Origin of the sequence: Streptacidiphilus sp. MAP12-16, from assembly GCF_041262165.1 — a bacterium.
Classification (GTDB): Bacteria; Actinomycetota; Actinomycetes; order Streptomycetales; family Streptomycetaceae; genus Streptacidiphilus.
Genome location: NZ_JBGCBY010000041.1, coordinates 21350 through 34856, shown reverse-complemented (window position 1 = coordinate 34856; position 13507 = coordinate 21350). Strand labels below are relative to the sequence as shown.

The 13507-nt window shown below is 67.6% G+C and carries 11 protein-coding genes and 2 pseudogenes; 9 read left to right on the top strand and 4 right to left on the bottom strand.

All coding sequences use genetic code 11. The annotated features are described in order from the left end of the window. Positions 1-55: 55 nt before the first annotated feature. The gene (locus ABIA33_RS35185; protein ID WP_370087712.1) at positions 56-604 is read right to left on the bottom strand and encodes a hypothetical protein; all 549 of its coding nucleotides are present in this window, start codon (positions 602-604) and stop codon (positions 56-58) included. A gap of 353 nt (positions 605-957) precedes the next feature. Between ABIA33_RS35185 and ABIA33_RS35180 the strand changes: the two genes are divergently transcribed. Beyond that, on the top strand, positions 958-1491 hold the full coding sequence (locus tag ABIA33_RS35180) for a hypothetical protein (RefSeq protein WP_370087710.1): 534 nt from the start codon (positions 958-960) through the stop codon (positions 1489-1491). A gap of 6 nt (positions 1492-1497) precedes the next feature. Beyond that, positions 1498-2542, top strand: a pseudogene (locus ABIA33_RS35175) (integrase core domain-containing protein). A 2017-nt stretch (positions 2543-4559) separates the two neighbouring features. On the opposite strand, the gene ABIA33_RS35170 reads toward ABIA33_RS35175, so the two are convergent. Then, the gene (locus ABIA33_RS35170) at positions 4560-5099 is read right to left on the bottom strand and encodes a hypothetical protein (protein ID WP_370087708.1); all 540 of its coding nucleotides are present in this window, start codon (positions 5097-5099) and stop codon (positions 4560-4562) included. Between the two features lie 217 nt (positions 5100-5316). Here ABIA33_RS35170 and ABIA33_RS35165 point away from each other — a divergent pair, with 217 nt between their 5' ends. The 7 genes and pseudogenes from ABIA33_RS35165 (at position 5317) to ABIA33_RS35135 (ending at position 11517) form a co-directional block, all read left to right on the top strand. Next, on the top strand, positions 5317-5604 hold the full coding sequence (locus tag ABIA33_RS35165) for a hypothetical protein (protein ID WP_370087706.1): 288 nt from the start codon (positions 5317-5319) through the stop codon (positions 5602-5604). Positions 5605-5673: 69 nt separating this feature from the next. Continuing rightward, positions 5674-7254, top strand: coding sequence for an IS1182 family transposase (locus ABIA33_RS35160; protein ID WP_370087781.1), 1581 nt, complete (start codon positions 5674-5676; stop codon positions 7252-7254). A 128-nt stretch (positions 7255-7382) separates the two neighbouring features. After that, positions 7383-8260 (top strand): IS5 family transposase gene (locus ABIA33_RS35155; protein WP_370087704.1). Its coding sequence is split into 2 segments (ribosomal slippage): positions 7383-7724 and positions 7727-8260, totalling 876 coding nucleotides; the frame shifts between segments, so codons are not numbered across the junction. A 109-nt stretch (positions 8261-8369) separates the two neighbouring features. Beyond that, the gene (locus ABIA33_RS35150) at positions 8370-8843 is read left to right on the top strand and encodes a DUF1877 family protein (protein ID WP_370087779.1); all 474 of its coding nucleotides are present in this window, start codon (positions 8370-8372) and stop codon (positions 8841-8843) included. 552 nt (positions 8844-9395) lie between these two features. Then, positions 9396-9770 carry a hypothetical protein gene (locus ABIA33_RS35145; protein WP_370087702.1) on the top strand — a complete coding sequence of 125 codons (375 nt, stop codon included), beginning with the start codon at positions 9396-9398 and terminating at the stop codon, positions 9768-9770. Positions 9771-10366: 596 nt separating this feature from the next. Next, positions 10367-10540, top strand: a pseudogene (locus ABIA33_RS35140) (helix-turn-helix domain-containing protein); the annotation flags it as partial. An 83-nt stretch (positions 10541-10623) separates the two neighbouring features. Next, a complete protein-coding gene (locus ABIA33_RS35135; RefSeq protein WP_370087700.1) occupies positions 10624-11517 on the top strand; it encodes an integrase core domain-containing protein in 894 nt (297 codons plus the stop codon). Positions 11518-11613: 96 nt separating this feature from the next. Here ABIA33_RS35135 and ABIA33_RS35130 read toward each other — a convergent pair whose 3' ends face one another. Together ABIA33_RS35130 and ABIA33_RS35125 are read right to left on the bottom strand one after the other, a co-directional pair. Beyond that, positions 11614-12918, bottom strand: coding sequence for an IS701 family transposase (locus ABIA33_RS35130; RefSeq protein ID WP_370087698.1), 1305 nt, complete (start codon positions 12916-12918; stop codon positions 11614-11616). Between the two features lie 119 nt (positions 12919-13037). After that, positions 13038-13502, bottom strand: a complete 465-nt coding sequence (locus ABIA33_RS35125) for a hypothetical protein (RefSeq protein ID WP_370087696.1) — start codon at positions 13500-13502, stop codon at positions 13038-13040. Positions 13503-13507 lie beyond the last annotated feature (5 nt).

Below are 13507 nucleotides of genomic sequence, written 5' to 3'. Positions count from 1 at the left end.
GTCCTGCATCCGATTGGGTCGCACCTTCGAATGTAGGCGGAAGAGCCCTACTGTCCTACTGCTGAAGTGAGTTGGGCGAACCATCGGTCCGACGGCGGGCCAAGGTGAACAATCCGGGGGTGTCCTCGTCCAGCCAGCCCCGCTCCACCAGTCGCTTCAGCTTCGAGCGGGTGCCCTCGATTTTCCCGGCCGACACCGGCAGCCCGATCCTGGGCGCGATCTGCTTGGCGCGGACCGCCCCCGGCGCGTCGGCCACCACCTCCACGATGTCCCGGTAGTCCGACGGCAGGACGTCCACCCCCAACCCGGGCTGCCAGTTCGGCACCGCCAGCACCCCGACGACCTGCCGCTCGACCCCCGCATACGCCGACGCCGCCCGCTCAGTCGCAGGCGACTGTCCCCTCTCGACCGCCACCGCGGGCATCGGAGACGTCATCTCGGCGAGCACTTCGGCGACCGTCTCCCGCGTGATCCGTAATCTGTCGAGCCCCGCGCGAGCCGCGCTGAGCCGCGCGGACACCTCGGCGAGCTCGGCTTCCAGCTCATCCACCTGAACCCGGGCGGCGGCCTCGCGAGCTTCCAACTCCTCGAAAAGCGAACCCATCAGACACCCTCCTACACCTTCACGGTAGAGACGAACTGCCCCGAGCACAGCCCCAAGCACCGCTCCCGCAACTCAACCCTTCACTCCAGAAGAGCCGCACCCAACGAAACCGGTGGCGTATGGGACACCGGGCGACAGACATCGGCCGCCGGATGGTGGACGCAGGCGGCGCAGCGGGTCGATTCGGTGCTGCGCCGTCGTGCCTATGGCACACGGCAAGGTTGGCCGGTCGGTGCCGACAGCAGTGCGGTAGAGGTGGCGCAGGCGCTGCGTGCCCACGGCCTGACCGTGGACGACACCCGGGCCGAACTGCTGAACGTCACCGCGCTGGACTGGCGCAAGCGGCTCCCGCAGTGAACACCACCGCCCCACCACCATCCGACGGGCTTGTGCGCGACGCGGAGTTGGTCGGGCACTGGGACAGCACGCCGTTCGACGTGGGTGCGATGGAGTCGAGCGAGACTGCGTTCCTGCCCGACGGCAGCGGCTGGAGTGTGTGGGCCAGCGCCAGTAGCGGGTTGGAGGTGACCTGCTTCCGCTGGCACTGCCCGGAACCCGGGCTCCTGGAACTGCAGGCGTACTGGCTCACCAGCGGGACCTGGGAGCGGAATAGCGCAGCCTGGTGTTTCGCCGAGGTGGACACCGACGAACCGTGCCACGACGTCGTCCGCACCAGCTATCGCATCGGTCCGCAGGACGCCCCGTACGGCGAGGAGCCCATCGAGGGGGTCGCATTGACCAGGCGGTCGCGTTCAGCCACCTCTACGCACGCGGCGAGCGCGGTATCCACCCAGGCCAGAACCCCGCCCACGACTTCGGCAACCCACCCGCGCCGAGAACCACATCCATGCAGGTCAACCAGCATCTTCGGACACACGGCATGGTGATCGATTGTGCTGCTGCGACTTGCCTACTTGACCGTGACCAACGCCTTCGCCGCCCTTCGCATGCTACCGATGAGCGACCGGGACAAGGACGCCGAGATCCTGGCGCTGCGCCACCAAGTCGCTGTCCTGCAAAGGCAACTCGGACCCAACAAGGCGAAGCTCGCACCCGAGGACCGGGCCTTCCTCGCCGCACTCCTCCACCCTGTTCCCCGCGAAGTCCTGCGCCGGCTACGACTGATCGTCCGACCGGACACCGTGCTGCGCTGGCACCGCGACCTCATGAGACAGCGGCGCGCGAACACCTCCCGGCCCAAGCGCCCCGGCCGGCCACGCACCGTGCACTCCATCCGCTCGCTGGTCCTGCGACTGGTCCGTGAGAACCCCTCCTGGGGCTACCGGCGCATCCACGGCGAACTCGCTACCCTCGGCATCAAGATCGCCGCCTCCACCGTCTGGGAGATCCTCAAGACCGAAGGCTTCGACCCCGCTCCGGATCGAGCCGCCACCACCTGGGCCGACTCCCTGCGCTCCCAAGCCGACGCTCTCCTGGCCTGCGACTTCATCGAGACCGTCACCCTGACCGGCCAGCGCCAGTACATCCTCGCCGTCATGGAACACACCACCCGGCGCATCCGCATCCTGGGCACCACCGCCCACCCGACCGCGGCCTGGGTCACCCAAGCCGCGAAGAACCTCACCATGGACCTCGAGGACGCCGGAGCCCGCGTCAAACACCTCATACGGGACCGGGACGCGAAGTTCCCCGCCATGTTCGACCAGGTCCTCGCCGACGCCGACATCGAGACCGTCCTCACCGGCATACGCATCCCACGCATGAACTCGATCATGGAGCGTTGGGTGCACACCCTGCGCCGTGAACTCCTCGACCGCACCCTGATCTGGAACGAGAACCACCTACGCCACGCCCTGCACCAGTACGAGGAGTTCTACAACGAGCACCGCACCCACCGCTCACTCCACGCAGCACCTGAACATATGCCGACATGACCGACTCGGCGGCATTCTTCACGAGTACCGACATGCCGCCTGACCTGCGTGGACGTAGTTTCCGGCACGGACACGGACACGATCCCGCATGTGATGACGTTGCCGTGTGCGTCGACGGTGGACAGCCCAGCGTCGGCCTCGGGACAGAACTCGCCCGCGCGGTAGCAGTTGCCACTCTGGGAGAGGATCAACCGCGGGCTTTCCGGGCTGGCTGTCCCCGCTGTCCCCGGCCGATTTCCCAGCTCAGTGTCAGTGCGGGGACAAGGGGACAGAGGGGATACCTCTCGTGTCCCCGATCCGCGTGCCCGCGGGCTTCCGACGGGAGCCGGGTCCGAACAGATCTCAAGCCTGACGGGCTGGGAGTGCTGGCCCTGCTTCAAGGTGAGCGCGAGGCTGACGACACGCGGCTTGATCTGGAGTCGGCTGTCGTATGACGACCCCACCACGGCCCGAATATGGTGCCCCGTGGACTGGTGCTCCGCGCCCGTCGGGTTGGATGGCGGCATGAGCAGAAGGGGGAAAGCACCTTCGTGGGGCAGCGTGCCGACAGGGATCACGATCCTTGCGACCCCGGATGGCTGGAGGCACACCATCCACGCCAACGGATTCCACTGTGGGCGGCTTGACGTGCCATCGGGTGCCAGCGACGGCGACGCCAAGGTGGCCGCTGAAAGGATGCTCGCGAGCCTTGACTCGGACTTCCACGGTATCTATCTTGAGGTCGATTGGAGTCCTAGCCTATCGCCCCGCGCCTGGAACGGTGAAGCTCGCCACGTTTGAACATAGGGGTGCAACAACGGCTTTAGGAGCAAGGTCGGTGATCAACCGGTCCGGCCTGCGCGTTCATCGCCTCGCTCGATGCGGGTCCTTCGCGCCGTCGCTTCCCCTGACTGACCGTCGCGTACTGGCCGATCTGGCACGCATCTGGCGCGCCCTACCGAATCATCGGAGTCGGGAAAGCCGACTACGGCACTGGCGCGGGGCTGGGGCTCACTCGGGGCGTTGTGGCTCTCCCCACGCCAGTCGTGGCGTCGCCGAGGTTGTAGACGGCTCCCGACTCGCGTTGCGTGGTAGCCACCATCACCCAGCCGATCGGTCGGCCCTCGGCGCTGCGAACCTGCCATGAGCTCAGTCCTGGCCCCCACCAGACCTGTTGGGCGGACCGCTCCCCGGATGCCAGCACCCCGCCGGTCATGTCGTGGCAGTCGTGACCACGATTGTCCGTGCATTCAAAGAGTCTGACGGGGATCTGGGTGTCATTCATGAAGGTCACGCTGCTGTAGTGCTCAGGATCTGTGGGATCGGGGTTGATGCCATTGACAGCGCAGTACACGCCGAGGGCGCACACGAGAGCGATCGATCCGAACGCAGCAGTGATGCCAATCGTGCGGCCTACCGGGAGCGTCCGGTTTCTGAGCCTTTGCGGCAGCTCCTGTTGATCCATCACCACGTCCCCCTTGGTCAGCTGCGGGCGAGCGTACCGCGCCAGTGGCGGCCGCACCGGAGCCCAAGTTTGGAAGAGTCCGCTACCGGATCACGGCTGACCTGGCGATCCGCTGACCTGCGGTGGAGCGCTCGCCACGCTGCCGGTCCCCGCCAGTCCCCGCGACTTCCCCTCCGACCGGGCACGCAGCGGGCACTGGGGCCGGCGGGAATCATCAGGGCACCGATCATGTGCCATGCGTGCAGCCGCCCCGTGAGCTGTCTCTTCCCCCGCCGGTTTGGCATCGCCTCAGGCACCCCCTGGCGCCTGTTGTCGGGACGCGAGTCAGGATAATGCCCCCTGGTTCATGCGCGGCTGCGTACGGGCCGGTGGAGCGCTTTAGGTCGGGTGTCCTGCCCAGAGGGCTTGTTGCGCAGGAAATAGCGCCCTGGCTCTCTGGCCTGCGACCTAATCCTCGATCACTCCCCTGAGCTGCGGAGGAGCGGTCAGGTGTTGTCATCGTTGCGCGCCCTTGATTCTCCTCGCGCGGCCCGACGATGGCCCGGCGCTGCCAGGCAGGATCACGCTGGCCCCTGGCTCTGGGCACTGGATCGGCGTCCGTGGAGGATCCCGGCCGTCACCGCCACCCGACAGCCTCAATCGTGGCTTCGGCGACCTCGGCCACAGAGAGGTCGGTCGCATCGATGGCGAAGTCCTCAACCTGGCCCTGGTCGAGGATGCGGTCCAGTTCGCCCGACCTGTCCATGTGCCAACGGAGTGCTTCGGGCTCGCCCTCAGGGCGGAGGGCGAGACGCTGGCGAACGACTGGCAGATCCACGCGGAGGCGACACACCGACATGTCGGTGCCGACTGCCTCGTGACAGTGCTTCCGATCGTCCTGACTCTCGACAACTCCCGCGAGAATGAGGCGGGTTACGCCCGGATCGAGGTAGTTGCTGGCAACACAGCGCAGGTTCCGCAGCAGCAAGCCGAAGTTGAAGCGGTCGTTCGGAGGCGCGGGCCAACTCCTGCGCAGCCAATCCAGATCGATGACGGCGTTGGGGATTCCCGCGTGTGCGAGCAGGGTTCCCGCGGCGTAGGCCGCCGAGGTCTTGCCCGTACCAACGGTGCCGGTGATCAGGAGGGCATAGGGAGCAGGGCGACTGTCGGATTGCATGCCCGGATGCTAAGGCTCGGTGTGCGCCGTGGGATATGAGCTTGGGAATCACAGCACGTGGCAGCGCCGCGCCCCTGCTACCTGCGAGGATGCTACTCAGTGGGTGCGAGGCAAGCCGCCCCGACGGCCGTGATTTTCCGTGACTTACCGCTGGATCTGGTGCGCATCTGGTGCGGGGATGGGGTGCGGCGTTGAGAGGTTCTGGCACATTGGGCGCATGGATTCAGAGGTCGACCCCCGCAACCCTGCCGGAATCCGGGTTGGTGACATATACGAGGATTGCTTCTTCCATCCGGTGCTGTGCACGGACATCGACGACGTGGCCGGCCTCGTGCTTGGCGGGGTCTCGCTCATCGACGGCTCGTCCCCCCGGAACTGCGATGCCCGGTACTGCCATCCCGTTCGGATCGAGGTCGGGGATGTCATGACGATCAAGCAGGACTTCCAGGGCTACGTGCTGCGTCGCAAAGCCGACCTTGGTGACACTACGGGCGGCTCGCTCTAGAAGACTGATGAAGATGTTGGGTTCTGGCCTTGCCGCGTGAGTGGTGGGGTCAGACTCGTTTTCGTGGCGATGGGTGAGTGGGGCGGGGAGACCGTCGGGCCGGACGTGTGGGAGACCTGCCGGGATCTGATTCCGGCGGGGAGTGTGTTCGCGTTCCTGGCCGAGTACCGTGGCGTGTTGTTCCCGGCGGCGATGTTCACGGACATGTACCCCTCGGCGAACGGACGCCCCAGCATGCCGCCGCAGATCCTGGCGGCAGCGGTCACCCTGCAGGCCCTGCACGGCCTCTCGGACTTCGAGACGGTCCAGGAACTGCGGTGCGACCTGCGGTGGAAGGCCGCGTGCGGGCTGGGCCTGCACGACACCGCGTTCGACTCCTCGCTGCTGGCCTACTTCCGCCGACGCCTGGCCCGTTCCACCCGCCCGAACCGCGTCTTCGAGGCCGTGCGCGAGGTGGTGCACGCCACCGGCGTCCTCAAGGGCAAGCACCGCAGGGCGTTGGACTCCACCGTCCTGGACGACGCGGTGGCCACCCAGGACACCGTCACCCAGATCATCGCCGCCATCCGCACCGTCCTGCGCGAGGTTCCCGGGGCCGGACAGGTCGCTGCCGGGCAGTGCACCGCGCACGACTACACCGACCCGGGCAAGCCCCGCATCGCCTGGAACGATGCCCAGGCCCGCGCTGAGCTGGTGGACGCCCTGGTGGGCGACGCGCTGCGGCTGCTGGGCCACCTGCCCGAGCAGGAACTCGCGGAGAAGGGCGCGAACGCGGTGGGCCTGCTGGCCCTGGTCGCGGGCCAGGACGTCGAGCCCGCCGAGGACTCCGACGGGCGCGACGGACGCTGGCGCATCACCCAGGGCACCGCACCCGACCGCACGGTCTCCACCGTCGACCCCGAAGCCCGGCACGTCCACAAGACCCGCAGCCACCAGCAGGACGGCTTCAAGGCCCACCTCGCCTTCGAACCCGAGACCGGACTGTTCACCGCCGTGGCCCTGCGGCCCGGCGCCGGGCCCGAGCACCACGAAGCCACCGTCGCCCTGGACTTACTGAGCCAGGAAGAGGGCCCCGTGGACGTGTTGGGCGACACCGCCTACTCCAGCAGCCGGGCCCGCCAGGCCCTGGAAGAGGCAGGTCACCGGCTCTTCGTGAAGCCGGCACCCCTGCGGGCCGCGGTCCCCGGCGGCTTCACCCTGGACGACTTCGCCATCGACACCACCGACGACACGGTGACCTGTCCCCAGGGCCACACCGTCGAACTCGCCCCACTGCGCGGACAGCACCAGCAACGCAAGGCGACCTTCGGGAACCTGTGCAGCGGATGCCCCTTGCGCGAACGCTGCACCAAGGCCAAGGCCGGACGCATCCTGACCATCCGCCCGCTCCACGACCAGCAGGCCGCCGCCCGCCACCAAGCCGCCACCGACCCCGCCTGGCAGGCCGAGTACCGCCGCTGGCGCCCACCGGTGGAGCGCGCCGTCGCCTGGATCGTCCAACACGGCAACCGCCGCCTGCACTACCGCGGCACCCTCAAGAACGACACCTGGCTCCACACCCGAGCCGCCGCCCTCAACCTGCGCCGACTGATCAACCTCGGACTCACCCACACTGGCACCACCTGGCAACTCACCCCAGCCACCGCATAGGCGAAGGGGCCACCCGGCCAACAGCCGGACAGCCCCTCAACAAGATCTTCATCAGTCTTCTAGGCCGTGTCCGGTGAATCGTCATTCGATCTTGGAACCGGACCGGCTTCGTTGATCGTTTGGCGGGCGTGGGACGTGGCGATCTGACGAACGAGGAGTGGGCTCGACTACGGCCGCATCTGCCCGCGCACGGCGGGCTGGGCGGGCAGTGGAGCGACCACCGGCGTGTGCTCAACGGCATCTACTTCCGCGAGCGCACTGGCGTCCCGTGGCGGGATCTACCCGTTCGCTACGGGAAGTGGAAGACCGTCTATGAGCGCCATCGGCGCTGGTCCGCGGACGGGACCTGGGACCGCATCCTGAAAGCCGTCCAGGCGCAGGCCGATGCAGAGGGCCGTCTGGACTGGAGCCAGGTCAGCGTCGACTCCACCACGTGCCGGGCCCACCAGCACGCCGCAGGAGCACGGAAGACCGCCCCGACCAACGGCTCAAAAAAGGGGCAGTCCCTGCCCGCCACCGCGCCGACGAAGGGCTCGGACGGTCCCGGGGCGGCCTGACGAGCAAGATTCATCTGGCCGGCGAAGGCGGCCGCCGACCGCTCGGCCTGCTCATCACCTCCGGTCAGGCCCACGACGGCAGCATGTTCGAGCAGGTCATGGCCGAGGTCCGTGTCCCGCGCCAGGGCGGCGGGCACCCACGCACACGCCCGGACGCACTGAGCGCAGATAAGGCCTACAGCTGCAAGCGCATACGCTTCTACCTGCGCAGACGTCAGATCCCGCACAGCATCCCGCAGAAGAACGACCAGATCCGCCACCGGTTGGCCCGGGGTTCAGCAGGCGGCCGCCCACCCGTCTTCGACCGCTCCACGTACAAGCGCCACAACGAGGTCGAGCGGATGATCAACAGGCTGAAGGGCTTCCGTCCCGTGGCGACGCGTTACAACAAGCGCACCTACGTATTTCACGGCACTGTGACAGCCGCGGCCGTCCGACTCTGGCTGTGACGAGCAGAGACGGGACAGGAACCGCAGCCCGTGTGTCAGGCTCTTCGATAGGTTGCCGGGCGTCGGAACAGACCAATGACTCTCGAAGGCGGACCCAGTGAGCTTCCATATGCACCTTCGGGCTGCCCCATCGGCGGAAATCCACCCGGACAGTGCGTGGATCGAGGCCTTCATGCTGGAGGCCTGGGGCAACCACCAGGAGGAGTGCGCTGCGGGGATCGCGGACTCGATCGAGAAGGACTTCGCGGAGGTCAACCAGCTCTACACCGGCACTCCGGACGGCCCCGCGGACGCCGGGAACCCGAGCGGACTGCCGATCTTCGGCGGTGAACTGGTCCCGCGCGAGGACGGTCCCCCGTTCCTGATCCTGCCGACCGAGCAGGTCGGAGAAGCGGCCGGGTTCTTGAACGTTGCTTCCTTCGGCTCGCTCTGGCAAGCGTCCGGCGCCGCGATCTCTGCGAACTGGGGAGGAGACCCGACGTTCGTTCGAGAGATCTTCCTGAGTCACCACGAAGATCTCGTCGCCTTCTACCAAGCAGCTGCTGACGTAGGTCAGGCCGTCCTCAAGGCGTTCTGGTACTGAGACGCTGCCCGGCGACCTGGACGACGATTCACCGGACACGGCCTAGTCCCGCCTGCCCCTCGAGACGAAGCTGAGTGGTCTCGTGGACCTGACCGCGGACTACCCGCACATTGCTGGGATCGTCTGGTCACAGAGCTCAGTCAACTTGCCGCCTCAGCTGAACGATGCCGAGTGCGAGGCAGACTCTGCGGCCGCGTTCCAGCGGAGGCTCCCGGTTGACCGCGTGCGTCAAACCGTCGTCATTCCGGGTCGCTTCCTGGTCCCCGAGCAGACGCGGCTCATCGGGCGGATCTGCCACGAGGAGCCGACCTGGCTTGACTGGGCCCTCAACCGGCTCGGAGTGCAGGGGGCGTGGACTCTCTACTCGCACACTGACCGGAGTGGCGGGAGCGACTGCCCCCTCCGGAGCGCGGTGACCCGGGAGTGCCCCCCACGGTGGCGGAGGCGTCCCCGGGGACATGGGCGGACCGGTCGTCAAACGCCGTGGCGTCACAGCGACATGGATGGCTATGTTTGGGCGCGCCCTCACCTCCCGACATCTGGAGCTTCCACATGGCCCTGCAACCTGGCACCCCCGAGTACCGCGAGGCGCTCGCAGCGCTGACCACCGTGCTGACCGTGCGGGCGCAGACCGGGAACGAGCTCTACACCTACAAGCAGGTCGCGCTGCTCCTGCAGGATCTCGGTCACCCGGTGCACTGGCGTGGCAGCACACTCAGTCTGCTGCTCGGGGACCTGTGCCGGCAGGAAGCGGCGAAGGGAGCTCCGATGCTGTCCGCGATTGTTGTCAACGCCCCCGTCCGCTACGGCAAGCCGTCACAGAGGTTCTTCGACCTCGCGGGCGAGTACCCGTTCAATCGGGGTGAGGGCTGGACGTGGGAGCAGGAGCGCGAGCGGGTATTCGACTACTACAGCCAGGCGGCCTGACCCGTAGGAACCCGCGGGCGCGCTGTCGCGCTGCCTGTGCACTCGCCTTCCCCGAGTCCGGACCCTCGGCCCGTCAGCTACCGCATGCCCAACTTCACCGGGCAGCACCTGGACGAGGTCGTGGCAGTCCTGACAGCCCACGGGATCAAGCGGGACAACTGCTACGGCGACGCGTCCGACAATCCCGACAGCCTCGACCCCGCAGACTGCTACACCAGAACGATCGCCCCACGGCACTCCCGATGCTCGGGATGCCAGCTGCAGCCGCTGGTGCCGCACTGGCAGCTGCGGAGGTGGGTTTCCAGCTTCCGTACCTACCTCCCTGGCACGGTCTTACGGCCTGTTCAGGCGAGCCTGCGGCCAGCAGTGCGACAGCGATCCAGTTACTGACCTTTTCGTTTCAGTGACGGTTCGTGACGTTGGGTGATCCCTGCGGTATGCCGGTGGTATGCGGTACGCACATGGGGGCGGCCTGACTGCCGAGCGTGTCATGTGTGGCCTCAAGACATAGGCGACATGAGAGTCTCGGCAGTTCATTGACAGTTGTCTCGGTACATCCTTGACGATGCCGCGTGGGCCCTTGATCATTGGTCGCTGTGACTGAGGGGGACGACGCTGCTGGGCAGCGCCCGGCTTGGCTGGTCGAGCAGCGGTACCGGGCGGCTCTTGAGGTGCTCGACGGCTCGCCGGTCAGCGAGGTGGCCGTGCGCTACGGGGTGTCCCGCCAGACGGTCTACACGTGGAAGGCCAAGCACGAGGCCGACGGCCTGGACGGGCTGAAGGAGAAGTCCCGGCGGCCGCGCACCAGCCCGAACCGGCTCCCGGCCGAGACCCACTGCTTCACCATCTCCCGATGGACCAGCTCCGCCGGCTCCTGCTGCTGGTGCGCCCGGATACGATCCTGCGCTGGCACCGCAACCTGCTCCGGCGCCACCATGCTGCAGCCTGCGTGCCGAAGCGGCGCGGCCGTCCACCAACTGTCCACTCGATCCGGAACCTGCTCCTGCGCCTGGCCAGGGAGAACCCCACCTGGGGATACCGCCGCATCCACGGCGAACTCGCCGCGCTCGGGATCAAGGTCGCCGCCTCCACCGTCTGGGAAATCCTCAAGGAACACGGCATCCCACCCGCCCCCGAGCGCGCCAGCACGACCTGGGCCGAGTTCCTGCGCGGCCAAGCCGATGCCCTCCTCGCCTGCGACCTCTTCGAGGTCCGCACCCTGACCGGGGCACGCCTGTACGTCTTCGCCGCCATCGAGCACTCGTCGCGCCGCGTCCGGATCCTGGGCGCCACCGAGCACCCGACCGCCCAGTGGATCGTCCAGCTCGGACGCAACCTCCTCATGGACCTCGACGACGCGGGCACCAAGGCCCGATACCTGATCCGCGACCGCGACTCGAAGTTCACAGCGGCCTTCGACGCCCTGATGACCGACACCGGATTGACCGTCGTGACCACCGGCATCCGGATCCCGCGCATGAACTCGATCATGGAACGCTGGATCCAGACCTGTCGGCACGAACTCCTGGACCGAACCCTGATCTGGAACCAGGCCCATCTCCTGCACGCACTCCGCGAGTTCGAGACCTTCTACAACCGGCACCGGCCCCATCGGAGCCTGGGCCAGGCCGCCCCGCTCCGCACTCTGCCCGATCCGATCGCCGTGCCACCCCAGACCAGACACCTGGAAGTCCACCGACGAGACCGACTCGGCGGAACACTTCACGAGTACCAACATGCCGCGTGACCAGGCCGGATGATTAATCGGCACCCGCAGAGACCGCGGCGGATGCGCTCGGCCGGACCGGGCTGGGGCGCGAGGATGAAGAGGATCCGAGCGGCCTCATAGGCGGTCACTGGGATCGGGTCGGTGCCCGCGGTGCTGGTGGGGTGGGCGAGGGCCCCCTCTCTGGGCCGACGGCGCCGACGGCGTTCCCGGTCCCGGGGCCTGGCCGTCGCGGGCAGCCTCGGCCGCCTGGACTGCAAGGAACGCGGCGGCGAGCTGGGCCAGGGTGACGTGCCGGTGCCAGCCGCGCCAGGAGCGCACTTCGTAGTCGGCCATGCCGCAGGCGGACTTGGCGAGCTTGATCGCCTCTTCCACGCTCCAGCGGGCCGAGGGGACACGCACCAGGTCCTCGACCTCGGTCTGCTCCGGACCCCAGGCGAGGAAGTAGTCACGCTCGGCCGGGTCTGCGGGGCGACGGCGTGCGATGACCCAGCGGGCCCAGGACCCGGCGCCGGCCTCGTCGTCCGGGTCGGGGATGCGGCGCACCCACCACTGCCACAGCGCCGCCGGGCCCACGTCCGGCTCGTCGTCGGGCAGTTCGAGCCAGTCCTCCTCGGCCGCGTAGCGCTCGACCAGGCGGCCGACGTGCCGCCAGCCGGGGCGCGGGAGCACGCTCTGGCGGGCCGGGACGACGACCGCGTAGGGGATGCGGCGCTCCTCCAGGAAGGCGCGGAATGCACCGTCGCGTCCGTAGACCTCGTCGGCTGCCGCCCACACCCGGCCCATGGGCAGGTCGGGCAGGATCCGGTCGATCATCTGCTCGGCCAGTCGCGGCTTGGTCGCGAAACCGATCTCGTCGGGCACGCCCGCGGCGCGGCAGCGTTCCCGGTCCTGGATCCACTCCCGGGGCAGGTACAGGGCGCGGTCCACCAGTGCCTGTCCGGCGCTGGTGGCCCAGGCGGCCACCACGGCGACCTGGCACGGGAAGACTCCGCCCAGCGCGCCGCAGAACTGCCGCGCCGCCCCGGCAGAGGCCCGGCCCTTCTTGCCCACGCCGGTCTCGTCCACCACCAGCACCCCGCTGCCGCCCGGGCCGGGGCCGCGCCCGCCGTCGTCCAGACCCGCCACCGCGTAGCGGCGGGTGAAGTCACGCAGCGCGTCCTGGTCCCACACCGCCCGCGCCAGCAGGTGCTGCTGGTTCCACGGTCCTGCGTCGCCTGCGTACTCGGCCAACTGCCAGCCGTTCTTCCTCGACAGGGGTGCCAGCAGCCCGCGCAGGCACCCCTGCGCGCGATGTCGTAAATCCGCCCGTGGGAAGAACGTGCCGACGTCCAGCAGGAACTCCTCCAGCCGATCCGACAGCTCCGCCGCCCGCTCCTCATCCGTCACCCCGGGCGGCACATCCAGATACGGTGCCCGCATACCAGCCACCTACCCGAACTGACGGATCGTCGAACTACTGCGGCGCAGTGGATCTACAACTGAAGGGCTAGCTGCCTTTTGCGCGGCGGCGAGCGCCGCGGATACAGGCACAGATCCGCTCAACGCAACTTCCAGCGATACCAGCCCTCGCGCACGCAGCCTCGAATCAAGCCCGAAATTGAAATTATCTTCCTCCCCGCTAGCCATCTATCATGAAACGCATTCTGGGCCCCCACGGTCGCTATTTTCGACGCCTTCGCCGGGGAAAATAGTTGCGCCTTGCGACTCGCCTGACGATTCATGCGGTGAATATATACAGTCAATCCTCGAAACATGTCGAACATCATAGGCGACGGATATGCGTCGACCCGTGCACCGGCGCAGAGCAATCTGAGACCTTCTGCATCAAGAGAGAGACGCAAATCCTGAAGCGCGGTGAAGTAGTCGTCCCCAGTACCGGAGTAAGTGAGACCACTCGGGCGCTCAGCTGAGATCGTGATGAGATCCTTATCTTCAAGAAAGGTAAGGATCCAATCTTGCCGCCTATCCGCAGCCTCAAGCACGGTGACTACGACTTGATCCACGTTGC

Excerpts from the sequence above, each read along its gene's own strand:
- ABIA33_RS35160 (WP_370087781.1), top strand. The coding sequence starts at position 5,674 with ATGGGTGAGTGGGGCGGGGAGACCGTCGGGCCGGACGTGTGGGAGACC.
- ABIA33_RS35145 (WP_370087702.1), top strand. The coding sequence starts at position 9,396 with ATGGCCCTGCAACCTGGCACCCCCGAGTACCGCGAGGCGCTCGCAGCG.
- ABIA33_RS35150 (WP_370087779.1), top strand. The coding sequence starts at position 8,370 with ATGCACCTTCGGGCTGCCCCATCGGCGGAAATCCACCCGGACAGTGCG.
- ABIA33_RS35170 (WP_370087708.1), bottom strand. The coding sequence starts at position 5,099 with ATGCAATCCGACAGTCGCCCTGCTCCCTATGCCCTCCTGATCACCGGC.
- ABIA33_RS35165 (WP_370087706.1), top strand. The coding sequence starts at position 5,317 with ATGGATTCAGAGGTCGACCCCCGCAACCCTGCCGGAATCCGGGTTGGT.
- ABIA33_RS35130 (WP_370087698.1), bottom strand. The coding sequence starts at position 12,918 with ATGCGGGCACCGTATCTGGATGTGCCGCCCGGGGTGACGGATGAGGAG.
- ABIA33_RS35135 (WP_370087700.1), top strand. The coding sequence starts at position 10,624 with ATGGACCAGCTCCGCCGGCTCCTGCTGCTGGTGCGCCCGGATACGATC.
- ABIA33_RS35185 (WP_370087712.1), bottom strand. The coding sequence starts at position 604 with ATGGGTTCGCTTTTCGAGGAGTTGGAAGCTCGCGAGGCCGCCGCCCGG.